The sequence below is a fragment of the Naasia aerilata genome, from assembly GCF_030296595.1.
GTDB classification, from domain to species: Bacteria; Actinomycetota; Actinomycetes; order Actinomycetales; family Microbacteriaceae; genus Naasia; species Naasia aerilata.
Window position 1 is genome coordinate 2,126,908 of record NZ_AP027731.1, and the last position, 25,638, is coordinate 2,152,545.

The 25,638-nt window shown below is 71.9% G+C and carries 14 protein-coding genes and 5 pseudogenes; 15 read left to right on the plus strand and 4 right to left on the minus strand.

Annotation, left to right across the window (positions count from 1 at the left end; translation table 11 throughout):
- Positions 1 to 15: 15 nt before the first annotated feature.
- Positions 16 to 2,034 (minus strand): annotated as a pseudogene (locus tag QUE51_RS11120) (alpha-1,4-glucan--maltose-1-phosphate maltosyltransferase).
- Between the two features lie 276 nt (positions 2,035 to 2,310).
- On the opposite strand from QUE51_RS11120, the gene glgP reads away from it, so the two are divergent.
- Positions 2,311 to 4,896, plus strand: coding sequence for an alpha-glucan family phosphorylase (gene glgP / locus QUE51_RS11125; protein ID WP_286276471.1), 2,586 nt, complete (start codon positions 2,311 to 2,313; stop codon positions 4,894 to 4,896).
- Between the two features lie 1,201 nt (positions 4,897 to 6,097).
- On the opposite strand, the pseudogene glgX reads toward glgP, so the two are convergent.
- Positions 6,098 to 8,133 (minus strand): annotated as a pseudogene (glgX, locus tag QUE51_RS11130) (glycogen debranching protein GlgX).
- Positions 8,134 to 8,154: 21 nt separating this feature from the next.
- Here glgX and QUE51_RS11135 point away from each other — a divergent pair.
- The 6 genes and pseudogenes from QUE51_RS11135 to QUE51_RS11160 all read left to right on the plus strand — a co-directional run bounded on the left by QUE51_RS11135 (position 8,155) and on the right by QUE51_RS11160 (position 16,136).
- Positions 8,155 to 9,336, plus strand: a complete 1,182-nt coding sequence (locus tag QUE51_RS11135) for a cysteine desulfurase family protein (protein ID WP_286276473.1) — start codon at positions 8,155 to 8,157, stop codon at positions 9,334 to 9,336.
- Between the two features lie 107 nt (positions 9,337 to 9,443).
- A pseudogene (gene mnmA, locus QUE51_RS11140) lies at positions 9,444 to 10,549 on the plus strand (tRNA 2-thiouridine(34) synthase MnmA).
- Between the two features lie 4 nt (positions 10,550 to 10,553).
- Positions 10,554 to 12,784 (plus strand): annotated as a pseudogene (gene ligA, locus QUE51_RS11145) (NAD-dependent DNA ligase LigA).
- A gap of 260 nt (positions 12,785 to 13,044) precedes the next feature.
- Positions 13,045 to 14,562, plus strand: a complete 1,518-nt coding sequence (locus QUE51_RS11150; RefSeq protein WP_286279361.1) for an alkaline phosphatase family protein — start codon at positions 13,045 to 13,047, stop codon at positions 14,560 to 14,562.
- A gap of 264 nt (positions 14,563 to 14,826) precedes the next feature.
- A complete protein-coding gene (locus QUE51_RS11155; RefSeq protein WP_286276475.1) occupies positions 14,827 to 15,378 on the plus strand; it encodes a hypothetical protein in 552 nt (183 codons plus the stop codon).
- Positions 15,300 to 16,136 carry an alpha/beta hydrolase gene (locus tag QUE51_RS11160; protein ID WP_286276476.1) on the plus strand — a complete coding sequence of 279 codons (837 nt, stop codon included), beginning with the start codon at positions 15,300 to 15,302 and terminating at the stop codon, positions 16,134 to 16,136. Before QUE51_RS11155 ends, QUE51_RS11160 begins: the two co-directional genes overlap by 79 nt.
- Positions 16,137 to 16,286: 150 nt before the next feature.
- Here the strand turns inward: QUE51_RS11160 and QUE51_RS11165 are convergent, their stop codons facing one another.
- The gene (locus tag QUE51_RS11165) at positions 16,287 to 17,327 is read right to left on the minus strand and encodes an isopenicillin N synthase family dioxygenase (RefSeq protein WP_286276477.1); all 1,041 of its coding nucleotides are present in this window, start codon (positions 17,325 to 17,327) and stop codon (positions 16,287 to 16,289) included.
- A gap of 157 nt (positions 17,328 to 17,484) precedes the next feature.
- Here QUE51_RS11165 and gatC point away from each other — a divergent pair, with 157 nt between their 5' ends.
- The 7 genes and pseudogenes from gatC (at position 17,485) to QUE51_RS18145 (ending at position 24,549) form a co-directional block, all read left to right on the plus strand.
- Complete coding sequence (gene gatC, locus QUE51_RS11170) at positions 17,485 to 17,796, plus strand: Asp-tRNA(Asn)/Glu-tRNA(Gln) amidotransferase subunit GatC (protein ID WP_286276478.1); 312 nt, start codon at positions 17,485 to 17,487, stop codon at positions 17,794 to 17,796.
- Positions 17,793 to 19,394: an Asp-tRNA(Asn)/Glu-tRNA(Gln) amidotransferase subunit GatA gene (gene gatA / locus QUE51_RS11175; protein WP_286276479.1), complete on the plus strand. Its 1,602-nt coding sequence runs from the start codon at positions 17,793 to 17,795 to the stop codon at positions 19,392 to 19,394. The genes gatC and gatA overlap by 4 nt, the downstream gene beginning before the upstream one ends.
- A pseudogene (gene gatB, locus QUE51_RS11180) lies at positions 19,394 to 20,889 on the plus strand (Asp-tRNA(Asn)/Glu-tRNA(Gln) amidotransferase subunit GatB). The gene gatA and the pseudogene gatB overlap by 1 nt, the downstream one beginning before the upstream one ends.
- Before the next feature lie 231 nt (positions 20,890 to 21,120).
- Positions 21,121 to 22,554 (plus strand): purine-cytosine permease family protein, encoded by a 1,434-nt coding sequence (locus tag QUE51_RS11185; protein WP_286276481.1) that lies wholly within the window; start codon positions 21,121 to 21,123, stop codon positions 22,552 to 22,554.
- Positions 22,551 to 23,024: a nucleoside deaminase gene (locus QUE51_RS11190; RefSeq protein ID WP_286276482.1), complete on the plus strand. Its 474-nt coding sequence runs from the start codon at positions 22,551 to 22,553 to the stop codon at positions 23,022 to 23,024. The genes QUE51_RS11185 and QUE51_RS11190 overlap by 4 nt, the downstream gene beginning before the upstream one ends.
- 95 nt (positions 23,025 to 23,119) lie before the next feature.
- On the plus strand, positions 23,120 to 24,154 hold the full coding sequence (locus QUE51_RS11195) for an MFS transporter (RefSeq protein ID WP_350226648.1): 1,035 nt from the start codon (positions 23,120 to 23,122) through the stop codon (positions 24,152 to 24,154).
- Positions 24,124 to 24,549: a hypothetical protein gene (locus tag QUE51_RS18145; protein ID WP_350226649.1), complete on the plus strand. Its 426-nt coding sequence runs from the start codon at positions 24,124 to 24,126 to the stop codon at positions 24,547 to 24,549. The genes QUE51_RS11195 and QUE51_RS18145 overlap by 31 nt, the downstream gene beginning before the upstream one ends.
- Here the strand turns inward: QUE51_RS18145 and QUE51_RS11200 are convergent.
- Positions 24,433 to 25,077, minus strand: a complete 645-nt coding sequence (locus QUE51_RS11200; protein ID WP_286276484.1) for a TetR/AcrR family transcriptional regulator — start codon at positions 25,075 to 25,077, stop codon at positions 24,433 to 24,435. The genes QUE51_RS18145 and QUE51_RS11200 overlap by 117 nt on opposite strands.
- Before the next feature lie 64 nt (positions 25,078 to 25,141).
- On the opposite strand from QUE51_RS11200, the gene QUE51_RS11205 reads away from it, so the two are divergent.
- Positions 25,142 to 25,528, plus strand: a complete 387-nt coding sequence (locus QUE51_RS11205; protein ID WP_286276486.1) for a VOC family protein — start codon at positions 25,142 to 25,144, stop codon at positions 25,526 to 25,528.
- Positions 25,529 to 25,638 lie beyond the last annotated feature (110 nt).

A 25,638-nucleotide genomic window follows, 5' to 3' on the forward strand; every position in this document is an offset into this window, starting at 1 on the left:
GCCTTCTTTCGGGGCTCAGTAGTACTGCTCGGGGACCGGGGTCACCACGTGCAGGATGTGCACCGGCTGCGTGAAGGCATCCAGTCGCACATAGTTGTGCTCTCCCCATGTCCAGGTTGAGTCGGTCAGCAGATCGCGGACCTGGTAGGAGGTCTCCGGCTCGAGTCCGAGCCGCGTGAGGTCCAGGTGCACCGTCGACTCGCGCACCGAGTGCGGGTCGAGGTTCGCCACGACGAGGATCGTGTCCGAGGCCCCGGTGGGCGTGAAGCGCCCCTCGATGTGCTTGCTGTAGACGAGGATCTCGGGGTCGTCGCACCAGTGGATGTCGATGTTGCGGAGCTGGCCGAGGGCGGGGTGCTCGCGGCGGATCTCGTTGAGCCGGCGGAGGTAGGGCGCGAGCGAGACGCCGAGCTTCTCGGCGTGCGCGTAGTCGCGGACCTTGAACTCGTACTTCTCGTTGTCGATGTTCTCCTCGGAGCCCGGCCGCGCCACGTTCTCGATGAGCTCGTAGCCGGAGTAGACGCCCCAGGTCGGGGAGGCCGTCGCCGCGAGCGCCGCGCGGATGCGGTAGGCGGGCGGTCCGCCGAACTGCAGGTACGGCGTGAGGATGTCGTGGGTGTTGACGAAGAAGTTGGGCCGGAGGTAGTCCGCGCTCTCCCGGGAGAGCTCGAGGAAGTACTCCGCCAGCTCCTCCTTCGAGTTGCGCCACGTGAAGTACGTGTAGCTCTGCTGGAAGCCGACCTGCGCGAGGCCGCGCATCATCGGCGGACGCGTGAACGCCTCAGACAGGAAGATGACGTCGGGGTGCGCGCCGTTCACCTCGTGCAGGAGCCGCTCCCAGAACGCGAGGGGCTTCGTGTGCGGGTTGTCGACGCGGAAGATCTTCACGCCGAGCCCGATCCAGTGCAGGAAGAGCCGCAGCATCTCCTGGTAGATGCCCTCGGGGTCGTTGTCGAAGTTCAGGGGATAGATGTCCTGGTACTTCTTGGGCGGGTTCTCCGCGTACGCGATGCTGCCGTCGGGGAGCTGCGTGAAGAACTGCGGGTGCTGGGTCACCCAGGGGTGGTCGGGGGAGGCCTGCAGCGCGATGTCGAGCGCGAGCTCCATCCCGGCGTCCTGGATGGCACCGACGAAGAACCTGAAGTCCTCCTCGTCGCCGAGATCCGGGTGGATCGCGTCGTGCCCGCCCTCCGCCGCGCCGATGCCGTAGGGGAGCCCGGGTCGTTCGGTCCGGCCGTGAGCGTGTTGTTCGGACCCTTGCGGTTGGTGAGCCCGATCGGGTGCACGGGCGGGATGTAGACGACGTCGAAGCCCATGGCCGCGATGGCGGGGAGACGCTCGGCCGCCGTGCGGAACGTCCCGGACTGCCAGGAGCCGTCCTCGTGCTGCACGGCACCCTCGGATCGGGGGAAGAACTCGTACCAGGATCCGCGCCCGGCGCGCTCCCGCTCGACCCGGAGCCGATGCTCGGGGAGAGGGTGACGAGGCTCGCGAGCGGGATCCGCTCGAGCGCCGCGACGACGTCGGGCTCTTCCGCGGCCTCCAGGCGCGTCGCCGGATCGAGCGTCGTGTCCGCGATGCGCTTGGCGGCGGCGGTGAAGAGGCGGCGGTCGGCGGCGGGACGCGACGTCTCGGCGGCGGCGCGCTCGAAGAGCTGCTGCCCCAGTGTGAGCATGACGTCGACGTCGACGCCGGCCGGGATCTTCACCTCGGCGTTGTGCAGCCAGGTGGCGAAGTCGTCGCCCCACGCCTTGATGCGGAAGGTCCAGAACCCCTCGGCTTCGACGAGCACGTCGGCGCGCCAGCGGTCGACGCCCTTCTCGATGAGGGTCATCCGGTGCTCGGTGGTCGCACCGCTCGGGTCGGTGAGCACCACGTCCGCGCCGATGAGGTCGTGTCCCTCGCGGAACACGGTCGCCGCGAACGGGACGACCTCGCCGACGAAGGCCTTCGCCGGCCACAGGTCGCCCGGCAGCTGGGGGAGAGATCGAGGATAGGGATGCGGCCGAGGCGGGGCGTCCAGTCGCTCTGCACGCCCGCTGCGGAGGCCGAGATCGTGCCCTCCGACGCCGCGCGCCGGGGCCGGAAGACGTCCGCCTCGTGGCCTGGCGGGTCGCGCCCGCCTCTTCGCTGTTCCGTGGAGTCGCCACGGCCTCACTCTAGCCCGGGCCCGATTTCCGACCCTGGTCGGCGGCGGAGGCTTGCGAGAGGGGTGGGGGGACCGCTAACGCGGGCGCCCGGGTCCCCGATCGCGGCTTCCGACTGTCCTAGGGTGGGACCCACTCCGCCACACGGTCGATGGGAACATGTATGAAGGCGATTCGCCGTTTCACTGTCCGCACGGTCCTGCCGGAGGGTCTCTCCGCACTGGACGAGCTCGCCGGCAATCTCCGCTGGTCCTGGCATCAGCCGACGCAGGAGCTCTTCGCGTTCATCGACCCGGAGCTGTGGGGCGCGAGCCACCACGATCCGGTCGGGCTCCTCGGCATGGTGTCGCCGGAGCGCGTGGCCGAGCTGGCGGCGGACAAGCAGTTCGTCGGCCGCGCGAACGACCTGCGCACCGACCTGCGCACCTACATCTCCGAGCCTCGCTGGTACCAGGGGCAGAAGGACGCCCCCGCGTCCATCGCCTACTTCTCGCCGGAGTTCGGCATCGCCGCCGCGCTGCCCCAGTACTCGGGCGGACTCGGCATCCTGGCCGGCGACCACCTGAAGAGCGCGTCCGACCTGGGACTTCCGCTGCTGGCCGTGGGCCTCTTCTACCGCTCCGGCTACTTCAAGCAGGCCATCTCGCCGGACGGCTGGCAGCAGGAGACCTACCCGGTGCTCGACCCCGACGGCCTGCCGCTGTCCGTGCTGCGCGGCGCGGACGGCGCCCCCGCTCAGGTCGCGCTCGCGCTGCCCGCCGGGCGGACTCTCTTCGCCCGCGTCTGGCAGGCGGATGTCGGCCGGGTCAAGCTGCTGCTGCTCGACACCGACATCCCCGAGAACGACGAGAGCCTCCGCACCGTGACCGACCGCCTCTACGGCGGCGGCGGCGAGCACCGCCTCCTCCAGGAGCTGCTCCTCGGCATCGGCGGCGTCCGCGCCATCAAGCTGTTCTCGGAGCTGAGCGGACGCGAGTTCCCGCAGGTCTTCCACACCAACGAGGGCCACGCCGGCTTCCTCGGCCTCGAGCGCATCAGCGACCTGGTCGCCGCCGGGCTCGGGTTCGGCGAGGCGCTCGAGGTCGTGCGGGCCGGGACGGTCTTCACGACCCACACGCCCGTCCCGGCCGGCATCGACCGCTTCGAGCGCAGCCTGGTCGAGGCCTACTTCTCCACCGACCTGCTCCCCGGCGTCGCGGTCCAGGACGTCCTGGCCCTCGGCACCGAGAACTACGAGGGCGGCAATGCCGGCGTGTTCAACATGGCCGTCATGGGACTGCGGCTCGCGCAGCACGCGAACGGCGTCTCCAAGCTGCACGGCGAGGTCAGCCGGGGCATGTTCTCCGGGCTGTGGCCGGGATTCGACCAGGCGGACGTGCCGATCACGTCGGTGACGAACGGCGTGCACGCGCCGACCTGGACCGACCCGATGCTCCTCCGGCTCGCGGAGGACAAGCTCGGCACCATCGACACCACGGTCGCCGACTGGCGCTCCAAGTCCGTCAGTGACGAGGACCTCTGGCGGGTGCGGGGGCAGATGCGCGAGCAGCTCGTCGCCGACGCGCGCGAGCGCATCCGCGACGCGTGGCAGCAGCAGAACCCGGGCTCGGTGGTTCCCACCTGGATCGGGGAGGCCCTCGACCCGGCCGCGCTGACGATCGGGTTCGCTCGCCGCGTTCCCACCTACAAGCGGCTCACGCTCATGCTCCACGACGAGAACCGGCTGCGCGCCATCCTCACGTCGAAGAAGCGTCCCGTGCAGATGATCATCGCCGGCAAGTCGCACCCCGCCGACGACGAGGGCAAGCGCCTGATCCAGCGGCTCGTCACGTTCGCGCAGGACCCGGACATCCGCAAGCGGCTCGTCTTCCTGCCGAACTACGACATCGGCATGGCGCAACTGCTCTACCCGGGCACCGACGTGTGGCTGAACAACCCGCTGCGCCCGCTCGAGGCCTGCGGCACGTCCGGCATGAAGGCGGCCCTCAACGGCGCGCTGAACCTGTCCATCCTCGACGGCTGGTGGAACGAGTACTACGACGGCGAGAACGGCTGGGCGATCCCGTCCTCTGATGCCGCGGGCGACGCCGCCGAGCGCGACGCGCTCGAGGCCGGTGCGCTGTACGACCTGATCGAGCACCAGATCGCGCCGCGCTTCTACGACCGGAACAAGGACGGCGTCCCGGTCCGCTGGGTGAAGTCGATCCGGCACACGCTCGCGACCCTCTCGCCGGAGCTCTCCGCCGACCGCATGGTCAAGGAGTACGTCGGCAAGCTGTACACGCCCGCGGGCAAGGCGGCGAGCGTCATCGCGGCCGACGACTACGCGGCCGGACGCGAGCTCGCGGCCTGGAAGGACGAGGTGCGCCGCGACTGGTCGGGCGTGCAGGTCCTGCACGTCGAGTCGGGCGGCCTCGCCGCCATCCCGCGCGTGGGCGACGAGCTGCACGTGCGTGCCCGCGTCCAGCTGGGCGCGCTCAGCCCCGAGGACGTGTCCGTCGAGGTGGTCTACGGGAAGAGCCTGGAGGGCGACTCGCTCGAGGACATGACCACCGTGCAGCTGGCCCCGCTGGTCGAGGACGGCTCCTCCGCGGCGACCGGGGCGGTCACCCTCGACGGGTCCACGACGTTCGCCGGCACGGTGACGCTCAAGCGGCCCGGCTCGTTCGGCTACAACGTGCGCGTGGTCCCCAAGTCGCAGTACCTGGCGAGCCCCGCCGAGCTGGGGCTGGTGACGGTCGCGCACTAGCGCGGACGGCGCCGAGCGCGCCCTGTGACACCGAGCGCACCTCGTATACGGGGTGCGCTCGGTGGTTGGGGGTGCGGTCGGTGGGGTGTGCCCTGGCGGGTGGGTGGCTCGGTTGTGCCAGCCGAGGGTGGGGGTGCCCGAGGGTGGGCGGCTCGCCGGTTACCGGGAGTTGAGGCCCGAGGGGGAGCGCCCCGGGTCGGCATACGGAACCGGTGCGCGAGCGGATCGTCCGCGCGGTGTCGGTCGGGCTTAAGACGTGGAGTTGAGCGGCCGGAACGGTGACCGCTTCGTGCGCTGTGGGGGGAGGGGACGCCGAGCGCGCCCCGACACACCGAGCGCGCCTCCGTTTCGCCGAGCGCGCCCCGTGCCACCGAACGCACCCCGTATACAGGGTGCGCTCGGTGTTTCGGGGTGCGCTCGATGAGAGAGGTGCGCGCTCGGTGCGTCGGGGTGCGTTCGGCGGAGCCGGAACGGGCGCTGCGCGGGCCCACACCAGGCCGGCGACGACGCGGTGTGAGGCGCCTTGTCCTCCGCCGAGCGCGGTCTGAGGAGCCGCCACGGCCGCCGAGCGCGGTGTGAGGCGCCGGGGTTTCCGCCGAGCGCGGTGCGTATGGACGAGCGCGCCTCGTGTACGGACCGCGCTCGTCGTCTCGGGCCGCGGTCGGTGCTCGCCCCGCGCTCGGTGAATGCGCTACGACCGGTGCTCTGAGCGCCGTCCCCTGCGCCGAGCGCGGTCCGAGGCGCCGTGTCCGCCGCCGAGCGCGGTGTCAGGCGCCGGGGTTTCCACCGAGCGCGGTGCGTATGGACGAGCGCGCCTCGTGCACGGGCCGCGCTCGTCGTCCCGGGCCGCGCTCGGTGCTCGCCCCGCGCTCGGTGAGTGCGCTACGACCGGTGCTCTGAGCGCCGTCCCCTGCGCCGAGCGCGGCCTGAGGAGTCGCCACGGCCGCCGAGCGCGGTCCGAGGCGCTGTGTCCGCCGCCGAGCGCGGTGTGAGGCGCCGGGGTTCCTGCCGAGCGCGGTGCGTGTGGACGAGCGCGCCTCGTATACGGGCCGCGCTCGTCGTCACGGGCTGCGCTCGGTGCTCGCACCGCGCTCGGCGAACGCGACGAGTGCACCTGACCCGGCCACTCGAGGGACTCCCGTCCCTGCCTCCACCTGTCGCCCTGCGGCCAGCGGATGCGGCGAAGCCCGCGGTTCGGCGCCTACCGGGCCCGGAACAGCGCCAGGGACGGGCCCGGCACGTCGTACTCGGTGCCCGGCGCGTGCACCGTGCCGTGCGCGGCGTCGTCGGCGCTCGCCCAGAGGAGCTCGTAGTCCTCGACGTCCTCGTGCCGGGGGAGCGTGACCGTGCAGTCGCCGTCGCCGTTGACGACCAGCAGGATGCGGTTGCGCTCCTCGAACTCGGGCGTCGACGTCGCGAAGTACTGGATGCACCGGGTCTCCGGCGCATGCCACTCGCGGGACGTCATCGGCTCGCCGGAGGGGGCGTACCAGGCCAGCTCGGACGCGTTGGGCGTGGCCATGTCCTCGCGGGCGAATCGCGCGGGACGCAGTGCGGGGTTCTCGCGGCGCAGGCGCAGGAGCGTCTTTGTCAGCTCGCGGAGGTCCCGCTGCCACGGCGACTGGTGCCAGGACAGCCAGGTGAGCTCGCTGTCGTGGCAGTACGCGTTGTTGTTGCCGCGCTGCGAGCGGCCCCACTCGTCGCCGGCGGTGATCATCGGCACACCGGCGGACAGCAGGAGCGTGCCGAGGAGGTTCCTCATCGCCCGGCGGCGATCGGCGAGGATGCGCGGGTTGCGCGTGTCGCCCTCGACGCCGAAGTTGAACGATCGGTTGTCGTCGGTGCCGTCGCGGTTGTTCTCGCCGTTGCCGAAGTTGTGCTTCTCGTTGTACGCGGTGAGGTCGGCGAGCGTGAAGCCGTCGTGCGCCGTGACGAAGTTGATGGAGGCGAGGGCCCGCGCTCCTTGCCGAAGACCTCGGAGGATCCGCTGAGCGCGCTCGCGAGGCGGCCCGCGCCGCCCGCTGGCGGCGTGCCGTGCCGGGAGGCGGCGACCTCGCTCAGCCAGAAGTCGCGCGTCGCGTTGCGGAAGGAGTCGTTCCACTCGCTCCACCCTGCGGCGAAGTTGCCGGTCTGCCAGCCGCCGTACCCGACGTCCCACGGCTCGGCGATGAGCTTCACGCCCTCGAGAGCGGGATCGTCGCGGAGGGCGACGAGCAGCGGATGCTCCGGGTCGAACGCGCCGCGCGCATCCCGGCCCAGGGTGACCGCGAGGTCGAAGCGGAAGCCGTCGATCTGCATCTCGTTGGCCCAGTAGCGGACCGAGTCGAGGACGAGCCGGATCGGCGCCTCCTGGCTGAAGTCGAGCGAGTTGCCGCAGCCCGTGGTGTCGACGTACTCGCCGCCGGCCGCCTGCCGGTAGTAGGAGGCGTTATCGATGCCGCGGAAGCTCGTGCGCGGGCCGCCGATGCCCTCCTCGGCGGTGTGGTTGTAGACGACGTCGAGGATCACCTCGATGCCGGCCTCGTGCAGCAGCTTCACCATGCCCTTGAACTCGCGGAGGACCGCCTCCGGCCCCGCCTGCTGAGCACCGGCGGACGCGTACGACGGGTGCGGCGCGAAGTAGGACAGGGAGTTGTAGCCCCAGTAGTTGCGGAGGCCCTGGCCCACGAGCCGGCGCTCGCTCGCGAAGGCGTGCACGGGCAGCAGCTCGACCGCGGTGATGCCGAGGTCGCGGAGGTAGTCGATGGTGCCCTGGTTGGCGAGCCCGGCGTAGGTGCCCTGCAGCTCCACCGGCACCCGCCCGCTGAGCTTGGTGAGCCCGCGGGCGTGCGCCTCGTAGATCACGGTGCGGTCGAGCGGCGTGGCCGGCTTGCGGCTCTCGCCCCAGTCGAAGCCGTCCTCCACGACCACGCTCCGCCAGGTGTTGGAGTCGCTGCGGAAGACGCCGCGGGCATAGGGGTCGAGCAGGACGCTCGCCGGGTTGAAGGTGTTCCCGGGGCCCGCGGGTCCGGAGACGCGCACGCCGTAGCGCCGGCCGGGCGTGAGCATCGGCGAGCTTCCGCTCCACACGCCGTGCTCGTCGCGCACGAGCGGAACGGTCGACGTGATCCAGTTCGAGTCGGCCGAATCGAACAGGCACAGCTCGACCGCGTCGGCCGTGCCGCTCCAGATGCGGATCGAGCCGCGACTGCCGGTCCGCCGCACGCCGAGGTCGCGCAGGGGATCCTCCGGCGTCATGGTGACTACAGTATGGGCACCATGGCGATCTACCTGGATCATGCCGCCACCACCCCGCTCCGGCCCGAGGTCCTCGAGGGCTACACCGAGGCTCTCCGCGTGGTGGGCAACCCGTCCTCCATCCACGCGCACGGCCAGACGGCGAAGCGGATGCTCGAGGAGGCGCGCGAGCGGGTCGCCGCCGCGCTCGGCTGCGACCCGGTCGAGGTGATCTTCACCTCGGGCGGCACCGAGGCGATCAACACCGCCATCAAGGGGATGTTCTGGGCACGGGTGGCGGCCGGAGCGCCGCCGAGGGTGCTCCTGCCGGGCGGCGAGCACCACGCGACGCTCGACACCGTCGCGTGGCTGGCGGCGCACGAGGGCGCCGAGGTGCTCGAGCTCCCGGTGGACGGAAGGGCGGCCCTTCCTCCCGACGTCCTCGACGGCGCGCTCGCCGGCGGAGCGGCCCTCGTCACAGCGCTCTGGGCGAGCAACGAGGTCGGCACCGTGCAGCCGGTCGCAGAGCTCGCCGCCGTCGCGGCCCGGCATGGGATCCCGATGCACGCGGATGCGGTGGCCGCGCTGGGCCAGGTCCCCGTCGACTTCCGGTCGTCCGGGCTAGCCGCCCTCAGCGTCTCCGCCCACAAGATCGGTGGCCCCGTGGGCATCGGCGCGCTCGTGCTCGGGCGCCGCGCCATTGCCGAGCCGCTCGTCCACGGCGGCGGGCAGCAGCGCGGCATCCGGTCCGGAACGCAGGACGTGGCGGGCGCCGTGGCCTTCGGCATCGCGGCGACCCTCGCGGCCGAGGAGCTCGCCGCGACGGGTGCCGAGCTCGCCGAGCTGCGGGATCGGCTGATCGCCGGGGTGCTGGGATCGGTCCCCGGTGCCGTGCTGCGGGGAGCGGAGCCGGGGCCGAACCGGCTGCCCGGCAACGCGCACTTCACGTTCGCGGGCTGCGACGGCGACTCGCTGCTGTTCCTCCTCGACATGGAGGGGTTCTCGGTGAGCACGGGCCCGGCCTGCACGGCGGGCGTCTCCGAGCTCTCGCACGTGCTGCTCGCGATGGGCGTGCCGGTCGAGGAGGCGCGGGGCGCCCTCCGCTTCACGCTCGGCGCCGGCAGCACGGCCGCGGACGTGGACGCCCTGCTCCAGGTGCTTCCTGGCGTGGTGACGCGGGCACGCCGGGCGGGACACTCCGATCGGGTGCCCCAGCTGCACTGAGCGCCGGACGCGCGGGTCACGCGGACACCCCGCGCCCCCGCTGCCGGTCGTGTTCTGTCCGCACGACCCGCGGCAGCGCGCGGAGGCACCCGCTTTAGACTCGGGGGATGCGGGTGCTGGCGGCGATGAGCGGGGAGTCGACTCCGCGGTGGCGGCCGCGCGTGCCGTGGAGGCGGGCCACGACGTGGTCGGCGTCCACCTCGCCCTCAGTCGGATGCCGGGCACGCTCCGCACCGGCAGCCGCGGCTGCTGCACGATCGAGGACTCGATGGATGCCCGCCGCGCGGCCGACGTCCTGGGCATCCCGTTCTACGTATGGGACTTCTCCGAGCGCTTCAAGCTCGACGTGGTCGACGACTTCGTCGCCGAGTACGCGGCAGGGCGCACCCCGAACCCGTGCATGCGCTGCAACGAGCGCATCAAGTTCGCCGCGCTCCTGGAGAAGGCGCTCGACCTCGGCTTCGACGCCGTCTGCACCGGGCACTACGCGAGCATCGTCCTGGACGCCGACGGCAACCGCGAGCTGCACCGCGCATCCGACGAGGCGAAGGACCAGTCCTACGTCCTCGGCGTCCTCACGACCGAGCAGCTCGCCCACGCGATGTTCCCGCTCGGCGCTACGCCGTCCAAGGCGGTCGTCCGCGCGGAGGCGGCGGAGCGCGGCCTCGCGGTCGCCGCCAAGCCCGACAGCCACGACATCTGCTTCATCTCCGACGGCGACACCCGGGGCTGGCTCGCCGAGCGGGTCGAGCTGGCGCCCGGCGACATTCTCGACGCCGACGGAACGACGCTGGGCCGGCACGAGGGAGCCCAGGCGTACACGGTCGGTCAGCGGCGGGGTCTGCGGATCGGCACCCCGGCGCCGGACGGCCGCCCGCGCTTCGTCCTCGAGGTGCGCCCCGTCACCAATCAGATCGTGGTCGGGCCCAAGGAGGCGCTCGCCGTGGCCGAGATCGCGGGCCGCCGTCTGTCCTGGGCCGGCTGCCTGCCGCTCGATCCTGCGGCGCCGTTCTCCTGCTCCGTCCAGATCCGGGCGCACTCCGACCCCGAGCCGGCGACCGCTCTGCTGCGCGACGGGGAGCTGGTGGTGACGCCGGACGCGCCGCTGACCGGAGTCGCCCCGGGCCAGACCGCGGTGATCTACCTCGGCACGCGGGTGCTGGGCCAGTGCACGATCGACCGCACGGTGTCGGCCGCTCCTGCCAGAGTGTGAGCTGATGACCGACGACGCCGTTCAGGCACTGCCCGACACCCGACCCGACCTCGCCGCAGCCGAGGAGGAGGTCGCGCGCCTCACCACGCGCATCCTCCAGCTGCGCGACGAGTACTACGAGAACAACGCCTCGACGGTCTCCGACGCGGAGTACGACGCGATGGTGCGCCGGCTCGAGGAGCTCGAGAACGAGCATCCCGAGCTCCGGCAGCAGGACAGCCCCACGCAGACGGTGGGCGGCCGCGCAGAGACGACCATGTTCGCGCCCGTCGAGCACGCGGAGCGCATGCTCAGCCTCGACAACGTGTTCAGCCGCGAGGAGCTCGAGGCCTGGGCGGCGAAGGTCGAGCGGGACGCGGGCCGGTCGACCGTCCGCTACCTCACCGAGCTGAAGATCGACGGGCTCGCCATCAACCTCCGCTACGAGCGCGGCCGCCTCGTCACCGCCGCCACGCGGGGTGACGGCGTCGTGGGCGAGGACGTGACGCAGAACGTCCTCACGATGGGCACCATCCCCGCCACCCTGGCAGGCAGCGGCCACCCCGAGCTCGTTGAGATCCGCGGCGAGATCTTCTTCCCGGTCGCCGCCTTCGACCAGCTGAACGCGCGGCAGGCCGCGGCGGGTGAGCGGGTGTTCGCGAACCCCCGCAACGCGGCCAGCGGGTCCCTGCGGCAGAAGGAGGAGGGCAAGAACGCCGAGCGCCTCGCCCTCATGCGGGACCGCCTGCGGAGCCTCCGGATGCTCGTGCACGGCATCGGCGCCTGGCCGGTGGGCGAGATCGAGCGCGAGACGCCGGTGACGGCCCAGTCGGAGGTGTACGCGCTCCTCGAGGAGTGGGGTCTGCCGATCTCCTCGCACTTCCGCGTCTTCGACGACATCGCGGGCGTGACCGACTACATCCGGCGCTACGGGGAGAACCGCGGCGGGGTGGAGCACCAGATCGACGGGGTCGTCGTCAAGGTCGACGACCTCGACCTGCACGTCGAGCTCGGCTCCACGAGCAGGGCGCCGCGGTGGGCGATCGCCTACAAGTACCCGCCGGAGGAGGTGCGCACGAAGCTCGAGGACATCGTCGTCTCGGTCGGCCGCACCGGCCGCGCGACCCCTTCGCGGTCATGGCGCCCGCTCTCGTCGCCGGCTCCACCGTCCGCCAGGCCACGCTGCACAACCAGGACGTCGTGAAGGCGAAGGGCGTCCTCATCGGCGACACCGTCGTGCTGCGCAAGGCGGGCGACGTGATTCCCGAGGTCCTCGGCCCTGTCGTCGAGCTCCGCGACGGCACCGAGCGCGAGTTCGTGATGCCCGCGAACTGCCCGGAGTGCGGCACGCCGCTGGCGCCCGCGAAGGAGGGCGACGCCGACCTGCGCTGCCCCAACACCCGGTCCTGCCCGGCACAGCTGCGCGGCCGCGTCGAGCACATCGGCTCGCGCGGCGCCCTGGACATCGAGGCGCTGGGCGAGGTCGGGGCTGCCGCCCTGACCCAGCCCTACTCGCCCGTTCCGCCGCCGCTCGACACCGAGGCCGGGCTGTTCGAGCTCACGCTCGAGGACCTCGTGCCCGTGCGGATGACGGTGTGGGATGCCGAGACGGGCGCCCCGCGCATGGTGGACGGCGAGCCGAAGCTCGTCGCCCCGTTCCAGAAGAAGAACGGCGAGCCGACCAAGAGCGCGACCGAGCTCCTCGCGAACCTCGAGAAGGCGAAGACCCAGCAGCTCTGGCGCATCCTCGTGGCCCTGTCGATCCGCCACGTCGGCCCGGTCGCCGCACGGGCGCTCGCCGCGCACTTCGGGTCGATCGACGCGATGCGCGCCGCGAGCCGCGAGGAGCTCGCCGCGGTCGAGGGTGTCGGGCCGATCATCGCCGATGCCCTGCTCGACTGGTTCGCCGTCGACTGGCACCAGGAGATCCTCGAGCGCTGGGCCGCGGCGGGCGTGCAGCTCGCGACCCCGGGCCACGCGGGGCCGGGCGCGACGGAGACGGTCGAGGGCATCCTCTCCGGCATCACCGTGGTGGCGACCGGGGCGCTCGAGGGCTTCTCCCGCGAGGGGGCCGTCGAGGCGATCCTGTCCCGCGGAGGCAAGTCGGCCTCGAGCGTCTCGAAGAAGACCGACTTCGTGGCCGCCGGCCCGGGCGCGGGGTCGAAGCTGACCAAGGCCGAGCAGCTCGGCATCCCGATCCTCGACGCCGACGGCTTCCGCCGTCTGCTCGAGGAGGGGCCGGACGCGGTGCGCTGACGCCGCGAGGCGGGGAGGAGCGGGATGCGAGGCCGCAGGAAGGACCGCGAGCCGGCCTCTCCGGGCGACGGTGAGCGGGGGCCGAGCGCGAGCCGCCGCAGCTTCCTCCGGGCCGCGGGCATCGGCGCGGCGGGCGTCGCCGGGGTCACCGCCGCGGCGCTGACCGGGCAGCAGGGGCCGGCCGTCCCGCCGGCGCCGACGCCGCTCGGCACCGTCCCGGTGCGCGAGGGGGCCCGGGCTTCGACCACCTTGTCGTGCTCATGTTCGAGAACCGCTCTTTCGACAACATCTTCGGCTACCTGTACCCGGACGGCGTCGCCCCTGACGGCAACGGCATCGCCGGTCTCACCGGCGAGCACGCCAACACCTCGCGCGACGGCCGGGTGGTGGCGGCCCACCGGTACCGGGGGAGCACCGACGAGATCATGTCGAGCCCGCGCCCGGACCCGGGCGAGGAGTTCCCGCACGTCAACACGCAGCTCTTCGGGTCCGTCGACCCGGAGGAGAACCGCGGCCGCAAGGTCGCGGACATGCGTGAGCCGTTCAACTCTCCGCCGCCCGGAGCGACTCCCACCATGTCGGGCTTCCTCGAGGACTACATCGCCACGTACCGGGCGGACCACGGCCGGGAGGCGCCCTCGCCGGCCGACTACGACGCGGCGATGGGCGCCTTCGATCCCGCGATGCTGCCCGTCTTCTCCACGCTCGCGCGCAGCTTCACCGTCTTCGACGCCTGGCACTGCGCCGTTCCGTCACAGACCTTCTGCAACCGCTCCTTCTTCCACGCCTCCACCTCGCACGGCTACGTGACGAACAGCGGCGACGGCGGGTACGAGAAGTGGTTCGACGAGAAGAACCTGGCACCGACGATCTTCAACCGCCTCTCGGACGCGGGCATCGACTGGGCCGTGTACTACGACGAGAAGCAGATCGTCTCGATGACCGGGTTCATCCACGCTCCGGCCCTCGAGCCGTTCTTCCCCACCAACTTCCGCACGATGGCCGACTTCCACCGCGACGTGCGGGAGGGCACCCTCCCGGCGTACAGCTTCGTCGAGCCCCGGATGGTCTACGACCACAACGACATGCACCCGCCCGTCGGTCCCCTCACCGAGACGGACGTCGACGGCTCCGTGATCGCCGGCGGCGCCATCTCCGACGTGCGGGCGGGAGAGGCGCTGCTGCACTCCGTCTACACGGCGATCCGCGAGAGCACGAGCCCGACCGGCTCCAACGCGGGCAACACGATGCTCTTCGTGACCTTCGACGAGCACGGCGGAACGTACGACCACGTGCCGCCGCCCGCGGCCGTCCCGCCGGCCCTGCCCGAGCGGACCGAGATGGGATTCCGCTTCGACCGGCTCGGCGTGCGCGTCCCCGCGCTCGCCATCTCCGCGTACACGGCCATCGGGGGAGTCGTGCGGACGCCGATGCACCACGGCTCGGTGATCAGCACCCTGACCGAGAAGTACGGTCTGCCGCCGCTCACCGCCCGAGACTCGGGAGCGCCCACCCTAGCGGGCGCGGTGACCCTCGACACGCCCCGCGATCCGTCGACGTGGCCGACGACGGCGCCGCACTACGTTCCGCCGAACCCGGAGAGCGCGCTGCCGTTCGGCGAGGGCGATGAGGACCGTCCCCTGAGCCCGCCCGGTGTGGGACTCGTCGGGATGCTCCTGGCCCGGTACGGCGCCCCCGGCGACGGGGTCCCGACCACCTATCGGGAGGCGTTCGACCTTCTGCACCGGCGCGGCACGGGCATCTTCGGCTCGGGATGACGCCGCCGCGGCGTGTCCCGGCGGGGCCTGCCGCGCCCCATTCCTGGGGCGCTCGGACACCTTGAAGCTCTGCGTGAACGTTCGTTCTCCAGCCAGGGGGCCGCAACCCGTTGTGAAGCGCGGGCGATCGGGATATGGGGGACTGTCGTCCCTGTACCCCCGTCCCTACGATGGGGGCCACACCCGTGCCCCGTCCGATCCCGATCGACGGTCGAGAGTCGTACGCGCGGGAAGTTCTCGGTTGCGGTCTTTTGGGGGTGGACGATGCTGCTCGGTCTTGCGACCATCGCGCTCGCCGCCCTGGCGCCCCTGACGCCGGGACCCGCCCCGGTGTCCACGGCGATCTGCGCGCCGGCAGCCATCGGCTACGACGCGACCGCGGGCAGGCCCGTCCTCGACTCCGCTCTCGCCTCGACGCTGGCGCCGTCCCAGCTGCTCGGCAGCCTCACGCGGCTCACGCCTCTCGAGCTGCGCGAGTTCGTGCGCAGCGACGAGGACACCCTCCGCGATCTGATCGCGGAGCCCCCGTCGCCCGCCGAGGTGCAGACCTGGTGGGGCTCGCTCGATGTGGGTGAGCGGCGCGGCCTGGTCGCCGAGGCGCCGGAGCTGGTCGGCAACCTGGACGGCATCCCCTACGACGTGCGGGACCGGGCGAACCGGGCCCTCCTGACCGAGGACGTCGGCGAGATCCGCGCGAAGCTCCGCGCCGGCGTGGGCAAGGGGCGGCCGCCAACCTGGTGGCACGCCTCAAGATGCTCGGCCAGATCGAGGCGTCCCTCGAGGAGACGCCCGGCGGCCCCGACCGGCGGCTGCTGATGCTCGACACCGCGATGCCCGGGCGCGCGGCCGTGTCCCTCGGCGAACTCGACAGCGCCGACTACGTCAGCGTGCTGGTGCCGGGAGCCCTCCTGTCCGTCCGCGAGCACATGCGCGAGTGGACCAAGGTCACCGCTGACATCTACGACGAGCAGAACGACTGGGAGCGCCGCTTCGGCGACTCCAGCACGGTCGCGACCGTGTCGTGGATCGGCTACCAGACCCCGGATGTCACCAACCTGCTCGGGATGGACCTCGCCGAGCAGGGCGCCTCGTTCCTGTCCGGCACCGTCAACGGCTTGAAGACCCTGCGCAGCGGCGACGAGCCCTACATCTCGGTCTTCGCCCACTCCTACGGGGCCACGGCAACGATGCTCGCGCTCGACCGCGGCGACATGTCGATCGACGCCCTCGCCATGATGGGCTCGCCGGGCGGCGTCGCCGAGAACGTCCGGGAGCTCGCCGTCAAGGCAGGGCACGTCTGGGTAGGGGCCGCCGAGTGGGACCCGGTCGTGCACACCGCGTTCTTCGGCACCGACCCGGGCTCACCGGACTTCGGGGCGAAGACGATGAGCGTGGCCGGATCGGTGGATCCGGTGACCGGAGCTGTGCTGACGGCGTCCGTCGGGCACGACTGGTACCTGGAGCCCGGCACGGAAAGCCTGCGCAACCTGTCGCTGATCGGGATCGACCGCGGCGACTACGTGACGGACGGCTCCACCGACGACCTCAAGAAGACCCTCGCCCTCGAGCACTAGCTGCGCAGCGCAGCGAGCGCGCCGCCGAGCGCGGTCCGAGACGACGAGCGCGGCCCGGAGACGCACCGCGCTCGTCGATACGCGCCGCGCTCGGCGCGCCCTCGGGGACACGGCGCGCCCTCGGCGCGTCGTGTCCCGCTGCGGAGGCCGTCAGGCGGTCGACGCCGCCACGCGTGCGGCCTCGCGGACCGCGGTCGCGTTGAGCCGCCCCGCGCGGGAGCCCGCCAGCTTGGCGGCGATGTGCTCGCCTACCGTGATCGGCTCGTAGATCGGCGCCTCGCCCTCGGCCACGCAGGAGGGCAGCGGGGCGATGACGGCGTCGTAGTCGCCGTCATGGAAGTAGGCGGCCGAGCGGCGCCGCTCGATGGTGCCGTCGACGATCGGCGGCTTCACCCGGTGCAGCGTGGACATCCACACCTCGTTGGTGAGGCGGGCCGTCACGTCCCCCAGGTTGATGAGGAGAGCGCCGGGGTTGGGCTGCACGTCGTGCCAGGTTCCCGAGGAGTCGAGCACCTGGAGGCCGGCGACCCGGTCAGCCCACAGGACGGTGACCATGCCGTAGTCCGTGTGCTCGCCCATGCCGGTCAGGTCGCCGTCCAGGTTCACCGTGCCGGGCGGCAGCGCGTAGTTGTTCATCCGGAGCACGTCGAGCGAGTGACCGGTCAGCCCGGTGAGCGTTCCCGCCGGAACCTCGAGGGCGTCCTCGAAGATCTCCACCATCGTGCGGGCGACCCGGCGGGCCTCCTCGTAGTACGCGCTGACAGCCGGCTCGAACGTCGGCACGGAATCCGGCCACACGTTCTCGTTGTAGATCGCCTCGGGCAGGTCCAGCTCCGGGTACATCGAGGCCCCGTCGCCCACGTTGAACGCCTCGAAGAAGTCGTTCATGCGGGACGCCGCCTCGACCCCGAGGCTCAGGGAGAGCGACTCGGTCTTCGGCGGCGCGTATCCCCGGTTGACCTTGGGCGGCGTGCGGTAGGCCTTCTTGGCCTCGAGCTCGAGCCCGAAGAAGGCGTCAAGGGCGCCGGTGAAGCCGGCGAGCACATCGTCCGGGATCCCGTGCCCGACGATCTGGATGAAGCCCACCTCCCGGCACGCGCGGTCGATCGCCTTCGCCACTGCGGCGCGCTCCTCGGCGCTGCCGCCCGCGACGTAGGGCGTGATGTCGACTTCCGGAACCTCGAAGACCATGGCGTCCTCCTCCTCGTTTCCCGCGACCGTACGACGGCGCTGTTTCGCCCGCGTTACCGGGAGGAAACGGCAGATCTCCTTTCCTGCCCTCCCCGCTGGGACCTCTGCCGATGCGCGAGCCGAAGGCGCCTCCCGCGCCCGCCCTAGGATTGAGGTCATGCCCGATGAGTCCCCGTCCATCACCGCGGATCAGGTGCAGCACCTCGCGAACCTCGCCCGCATCGCCCTGACGCCGGCGGAGATCGAGCACCTCGCGGTCGAGCTCGGCTCGATCGTCGAGAGCGTGCGCAAGGTCACCGAGGTGGCGACGCCGGACGTCCCGGCGACCAGCCACCCGATCCCGCTGACCAACATCTTCCGCGCCGACGTCGTCGGCGACACGCTCACCAACGAGCAGGCGCTCTCGGGCGCCCCCGAGGCCTTCGACGGCAGGTTCCGCGTGTCCGCGATCCTGGGGGAGGAGCAGTGACCGACCTCACGCGGCTCCCCGCCGCCGACCTCGCGGACCTGCTGACCCGGCGCGAGGTCTCGTCCGTCGAGGCGACCCGCGCGTCCCTCGATCGCATCGCGGCCGCGGAGGGCGATCTCCACGCGTTCCTGCACGTGGCCGGGGATGCCGCCCTCAAGCGGGCCAGCGAGATCGACCAGCTGCGCGCCGACGGGCACGACCTCGGGCCTCTCGCCGGTGTGCCGGTCGCCATCAAGGACGTGCTCTGCACGAAGGACATGCCGTCGACCGCCGGCTCCCGCATCCTCGAGGGCTGGGTCCCGCCGTACGACGCGACCGTCGTCGCCCGGCTGCGCTCCGCCGGGCTCGTCCCGCTCGGGAAGACCAACATGGACGAGTTCGCGATGGGCTCCTCCACCGAGCACTCGGCCTACGGTCCCACGCACAACCCGTGGGACCTGGACCGCATCCCCGGCGGCTCCGGCGGAGGATCCGCGGCAGCGGTCGCCGCCTTCGAGGCGCCCTTCGCGCTCGGCAGCGACACGGGCGGCTCCATCCGGCAGCCCGCCGCCGTGACCGGAACGGTCGGCATGAAGCCGACCTACGGCGGCGTCTCCCGGTACGGCGCCATCGCGCTCGCCTCGTCGCTCGACCAGGTCGGTCCGGTGAGCCGCACCGTCCTAGACTCGGCTCTGCTGCACGACGTCATCGGCGGCCACGACCCGCACGACTCCACCTCGCTCGAGGACGTCTGGCCGTCGTTCGCCGACGCCGCCCGGGCCGGCGCGTCGAATCTGGCGCTGTCCGGCCTGCGCGTCGGCGTCGTCCGGGAGCTGCACGGCGAGGGCTTCCAGGCGGGCGTCCGCCAGCGCTTCGACGAGGCACTCGCTCTGCTCGCCGCGGCCGGGGCGGAGATCGTCGAGGTCAGCGCCCCGCACTTCGAGTACGCCATCGCCGCGTACTACCTGATCCTGCCTGCGGAGGCGTCGAGCAACCTCGCGAAGTACGACTCGGTGCGCTTCGGCCTTCGGGTGACACCCGAGGGCGGCGGAACCGTCGAGCAGGTCATGTCCGCGACGCGCGAGGCGGGCTTCGGCCCGGAGGTGAAGCGCCGCATCATCCTCGGCACCTACGCGCTGTCGGCCGGCTACTACGACGCCTACTACGGCAGCGCCCAGAAGGTGCGCACGCTCATCCAGCGCGACTTCGACGCCGCGTTCTCGCAGGTCGACGTGCTCGTGACGCCGTCCGCGCCGACCACCGCGTTCAAGCTCGGCGACAAGATCGACGACCCGCTGGCGATGTACCTCAACGACATCACCACGATCCCGGCGAACCTCGCGGGCATCCCCGGCATGGGGCTGCCCATCGGGCTCGCGCCCGAGGACGGCCTGCCGGTCGGCATCCAGCTGATGGCACCGGCGCGGGAGGACGCCCGGCTCTACAAGGTCGGGGCGACCCTCGAGGCGCTGCTTCACGACACGTGGGGGCACCCGCTCCTCGACCTGCTGCCGGCCGACTTCGGCCGCTCGCGCGCGGGTGCGACCGGGCACGCGTCGCCCGCGCATCTCGTTCCGCCGCCCGGACCGGGCACCGAACCGGACGGAGGGACCGCCTGATGGCCGACGAGCTGATGTCGTTCGAGGAGGCGCTCGAGCGCTTCGAGCCGGTGCTCGGGTTCGAGGTCCACGTCGAGCTGTCGACCAAGACCAAGATGTTCTCGGCCGCGCCCAACGAGTTTGGGGAGCGCCCAACACCTTCGTCGCGCCGGTCGACCTCGGCCTGCCGGGCGCCCTGCCGGTCGTCAACGAGCAGGCGGTGCGGTACTCGATCTCGCTCGGTCTGGCGCTCGGCTGCTCGATCGCCGAGTCGAGCCGGTTCGCGCGGAAGAACTACTTCTACCCCGATCTCGCGAAGAACTACCAGATCTCCCAGTACGACGAGCCGATCGCGTTCGAGGGCGAGGTCGAGGTGGAGCTCGACGACGGCACCCTCGTGCGCATCCCCATCGAGCGTGCGCACATGGAGGAGGACGCCGGGAAGCTGACGCACGTGGGCGGCGCGACCGGGCGCATCCAGGGCGCCGAGTACTCCCTCGTGGACTACAACCGGGCAGGCGTGCCGCTCGTCGAGATCGTGACGAAGCCGATCTTCGGAGCCGAGCACCGCGCGCCGGAGCTCGCCCGCGCGTACGTTGGCACCATCCGGGACATCGTCCGCTCGCTCGGCGTCTCCGACGCCCGCATGGAGCGCGGCAACCTGCGCTGCGACGCGAACGTGTCGCTGCGTCCCCGCGGCCAGGAGAAGCTCGGTACCCGCACGGAGACGAAGAATGTCAACAGCCTCCGGAGCGTCGAGCGCGCCGTCCGCTACGAGATCCAGCGCCAGGCGGCGATCCTCGCGGGTGGCGGGACGATCATCCAGGAGACGCGCCACTGGCACGAGGACACCGGGACGACGAGCGCCGGACGCCCGAAGTCCGACGCGGACGACTACCGCTACTTCCCGGAGCCGGACCTGCTGCCCGTCGTGCCGTCGAAGGAGCTCATCGCGGAGCTGCGCGCCGCGCTGCCCGAGTCGCCGGCGGTGTTCCGCCGCCGCCTGCAGACCGAGTACGGCTTCACCGACGGCGAGTTCCGCGACATCCTCAACGCCAACCTCCTCGTCGAGATGGAGCAGACGGTCGCGGCCGGCGCAGCGCCAGCCCAGGCCCGCAAGTGGTGGCTCGGCGAGATCCTCCGCATCGCGAACGCTCGCGGCGTGGAGGCGGGCACGCTGATCTCCCCGTTCCACGTGAGCGAGCTCATCGCGCTCGTCGAGTCGGGACGGCTGACCGACCGACTCGGGCGGCAGGTGCTCGAGGGCGTCGTCGCGGGGGAGGGCTCGCCGGACGAGGTCGTGAAGGCCCGCGGGCTCGCGGTCGTCTCCGACGACGCGGCCCTGCTCGCCGCCATCGACGAGGCGCTCGCGTCGCAGCCGGACGTCCTCGCGAAGATCCGCGACGGCAAGGTGCAGGCCGCGGGCGCGGTCATCGGCGCGGTCATGAAGGCGATGCGCGGCCAGGCCGACGCGGCCCGGGTCCGCGAGCTCGTGCTGGAGCGCGCCCAGGGCTGACGCCCTGTACCGCTGATTGAGGAGCCCGCGCAGCGGTGTCTCGAAATCCTTCCGATCCGCGCGGCCTCAAGCCTGAGGGAGGGACCTGATTTCGAGACGCGGCCTTCGGCCGCTCCTCAATCATCGGGCGAGGCGGCGCTCCCTCGGAGCGGTGTTACAGGCTCGTTTCCGCGGCGTGTTGCCCCCGTCCGCGCCCCCGGGGCCGGGAGCCCCGCTTCTAGGATTCGAAGCGTGAGCACTGCGACGACCGCGCCGCCCAGGACCTCCCTCGTCGAGGCCGGCGGCATCGAATCCATCCCCCTCGACCGCCGCCACGGGTCGCCCTGGCAGCTGTTCGCCACCTGGAGCGCGCCGAACCTCGAGTTCGCCACGATCTTCGTGGGCGTCATCGCGGTGGCCTTCTTCGGCCTCGGCTTCTGGCAGGCGATGGCGGCCCTCGTCCTCGGCAACGCCCTGGGTGCGCTGACGCACGGGATCCTGTCCACCTGGGGACCGCGCCAGGGGCTCGCGCAGATGGTGCTCGGACGAACCGCCTTCGGCTACTGGGGCAACGTGCTCCCGTCGGCCCTCAACACGGTCCTGGCGGGCGTCGGCTGGTTCGCCGTCAACTCGGTCAGCGGCGCCTTCGCGCTCGCGACCCTGACCGGCATGCCCGTGGTCCTCGGTCTCGTCATCGTCGTCGTGGTCGAGGTGGCCGTCGCCTTCATCGGGCACGACCTTGTCCAGGTCTTCGAGCGCTACGCGGCGATCGTGCTCGGAATCATCTTCCTCGTCACCACCGTCGTCATCCTCGGTCAGGTCGACCTGAGCGGCGGCGCGGGCGGAGGGGCCTTCTCGTTCGGCGGCTTCACCCTGGCCGCCGCGGCCGCGTTCGGCTACGCGGCGGGCTGGAACCCCTACGCCTCCGACTACACGCGCTACCTGCCCGCCCGAGTGAGTGCGCGCAAGGTCGGCTGGGCGGCCGGCCTCGGCAACTTCGTGTCGTGCACGGTTCTCATGGCGGCCGGCGCGGGCGCCGCGACCCTCGCGGGCTTCGACGCGAGTGCGCCCACCGACTCCTTCACCGCGCCCCTGCCGCCGCTGCTGTCCGCGCTCACGCTGCTCGCCATCGCGGTCGGCGCGATCGCGGCGAACGCACTGAACATCTACTCCGGGGCGATGTCCTTCCTCGCCGCCGGCATCCGGATCCCGTTCGCGCTCCGGCGGGCGATCGTGGCGCTGGGCTTCGGCGTGATCGGGTTCCTGATCGCCTGGGCGGCCCTGCCCGACGCCGGGCACAGCTACGAGAACTTCCTCCTCGTCATCGCCTACTGGGTCGCGCCGTGGCTGGGCGTCGTCCTGACCGACCGCCTGCTGCGACGGGGCACCGAGCTCGGCCCACTGGTGCAGGAGCGCCGCCGCTACGTCAACGTCGCGGGCCCGATCGCTTTCGTCGTCGCCACCGTTCTCTCCATCTGGCTCTTCTCCAACCAGACCCTCTACCAGGGACTCGTGGTGCAGGCCGTGCCGGATGTCGGGGACCTCACCGCCCTCGTGGGCTTCGCCCTGGCGGCGGTGCTCTACTTCGTGCTCTTCCGGCTCACCAAGCCGGCCGTCGGCGCGCCCATTGCGGCGGACGCCATCGAGCACCCCGTCGACGTCGACGCGGCGGAGCCGAGCGCATGAGCGAGATCTACGCCACCGACCAGGAGAAGCTCGCCGTCGCGATCGCGGAGGCACGCAGGGGAGCCGACGAGGGCGGCATCCCCATCGGCGCCGCCCTGTTCGACGGGGAGGGCCGCCTGCTCGGCAGCGGCCACAACCGCCGCGTCCAGGACGACGACGCGTCGATGCATGCGGAGACGGACGCCTTCCGCAACGCGGGACGCCAGCGCTCCTACCGGAACGCCACCATGGTGACGACGCTCTCCCCGTGCTGGTACTGCTCGGGACTCGTCCGCCAGTTCGGCATCGGTCGGCTCGTGGTGGGGGAGGACCGCAGCTTCTTCGGCGGCCAGGACTGGGTCGCGGAGCACGGGACCGAACTGGTCGTGCTCGAGGACGAGGGCCTCATCGAGATGATGGGCGCCTTCATCCGTGACAACCCGGAGGTCTGGAACGAGGACATCGGCGAGGACGACACGGCGCCGGATTGAGCGGCGACTGACCGGGTGCCGGAGAGCCGTGGCGCACTGGCGCGGCGGCCGGATCGGTGCTGAGATGTGGACGGCGTGCACATTGGGAGCTGGTCATGACGGAGACGACGCGGGACGGTCGGTCCCGGCTCTCCCCGCGCGCCCTCCGGCCCTTCCGGGTGCCGCACTACCGCCGCCTCGTCGCCGCGCTCACCCTGTCCCTCTTCGGCTCGGGCGTGTGGGTGGTCGCGCTGGTCTGGCAGGTCATCGAGCTCGGCGGTGGACCGACCGAGCTCTCGGCGGTCGCGACCGCGAACGCCGCGGGCATGCTCGTGACCGTGCTGCTCGGTGGCGCGCTCGCGGACCGGATCCCGCAGAAGCGCATCCTCCTCGCTGTCGAGGCGGGGAAGGCGCTCGCCATCGGGACGGCCGGCGTCCTGGCGGTCACCGGCAGCCTCGAGATCTGGCACCTCGCCGCCGCCTCGCTCGTCTACGGGGTGTCCGAGGGCTTCTTCTACCCGGCCTACTCAGCCTGGCTGCCCGCCCTGCTGCCCGCCGACGACCTGCTCGCCGCGAACGGCGTCGAGGGGGTGCTGCGGCCCACCGTCATGCAGGCCGCCGGCCCCGCGGCCGCGGGCGGCATCATCGCCGCGTGGTCGCCGGGGCTCGCGCTGCTCGTCATCGCGGCCGCACAGATCTGCGCGGCCGCCGTGCTCGGCACCATGCCGCGCACGCCCGTCCGCGGCGAGCCGGCCCCCGGGCATCCGATGACCGCCATGCTGCGGGACATCGGGGAGGGCTTCCGGTACATGGTGCGGACGCGGTGGCTGCTCGTCACCCTGCTGTACGCGACCCTCCTGATCCTCGTGATCATGGGGCCGATCGAGGTGCTGCTGCCGTTCGCGGTCCGCGACCAGACGGGCGGCGGGGCGGGCGCCTTCGCGCTCGTGCTCGCCCTCTTCGGCGTCGGGGGCGCGCTCGGCTCGATCCTCGTGGCGTCGCTCCGGCTGCCCCGCCGCTACCTCACCGTGATGAACCTCCTGTGGGGCCTCGGGTGCATCCCCTGGCCTTCGTCGGCTTCACCGGTCAGCTCTGGGTCCTGGCCGCGATCATGTTCGTCGTGGGATTCACCTTCCAGGCGGGGACCGTGATCTGGGGCACCCTCCTGCAGCGCCGGGTGCCGCCGGCCCTGCTCGGCCGGGTCTCGAGCCTCGACTTCTTCGTCTCGCTCGCGCTCATGCCCGTGTCCATGGCGCTCGCCGGCCCGGTCGGGGAGCAGATCGGCATCCCGGCGACCTTCGTGATCGCAGGAGTGGTCCCGCCGTTCCTGGCCCTCGCCGCCGTGGTGGCCTTCGGACTGCTCCGGGATGAGATCGAGCACCCGCTCGACCTCGCCTCCGGCCCACCAGGGGACCGAGCCGGGAACAGCTCAGAGGCCCCTGTCGACCATGTCGAGGAGGCGCTCGCGGGCGTCCCGGATCATGTCCTCGCTGAGGCCCCGGAGCGGGCCGTCGATGACCAGCATGGCGAGCCCGTGGACCGCTGACCACGCGAGGAACTCGCGGCCGGGCCGTGAGGCGCGCTCGAGCGTGCCGGACTCCACCATCTCGTCGAGAACGGCGGCGAGCAGCTGGAACGGACTTCGGCCGTCCCGACCCGCCTTGGCCGGGCCGAAGGCGTCGCGGAGATCGCCGGGCACGGTGAACGCGGCCCGGAACAGGCCGGAGTCGTGCTGGGCGAAGTCGATGTAGGCACGGCCCACGGCGCGCAGCCGAAGGCGGGCGGTGGTCGCGGAGTCGGCGCTCGACTGGACGCCGGCCAGCTCGTCGCTCATGCGGTCGGCCGCCAGGCCCTGCGCGGCGTCCGAGACGGCGGCCAGGAGCGCTGCCCGATCCGCGAAGTGCCGGTACGCGGCGTTGGGGGAGACCCCGACCCGGCGGGTCGCCTCCCGCAGGACCACGGCATCCGGGCCGCCCGTGCGGGCCAGCTCCAGGCCGGCCGCGAGGAGGGCGTGCCGCAGATCGCCGTGCCGATAGGTGCTGCGCACCTCGGCGGCCGTCTCCGCGCTCTCCACCCCTAGACGATAGCCGAGTCGGCTGGCATTGTTGACGCTGTTCACTTGCCGAGGAGGAGTTCCCATGTTCGCCGACGCTCACGCCTTCAGCGGCTTCTCCTCGAACGCGATCGAACAGTCGAAGGCGTTCTACGGCGACATCCTGGGCCTCCCGATCGAGGAGACGATGGGCGGGCTGCGGCTCACCCTGGGCGGCGGCGGCACGGTGTTCGTCTATCCGAAGCCGAATCACGAGCCGGCGTCGTTCACGGTGCTGAACTTCCCCGTCCCCGATGTCGAGGCCGCCGTCGACGCCCTCAACGCCCGGGGCGTGCAGACAAAGATCTACAGCGACGACGAGCTGCCCACCGACGAGAAGGGCATCCAGCGCACCGGCGGCAAGTGGGGGCCGGACATCGCCTGGTTCCGCGACCCGGCCGGCAACGTTCTCGCCGTGCTCCAGGAGGGCTGACCGCCGACCCGCCGGGTTCCGCAGGTTCCACGGCGCTCCTACGGCGGGAGTGGGCAAGTCGGGTCGAGCGCAACCCTCCGGGAAGCCTCGGCCACGCCTGGCAGACTGAT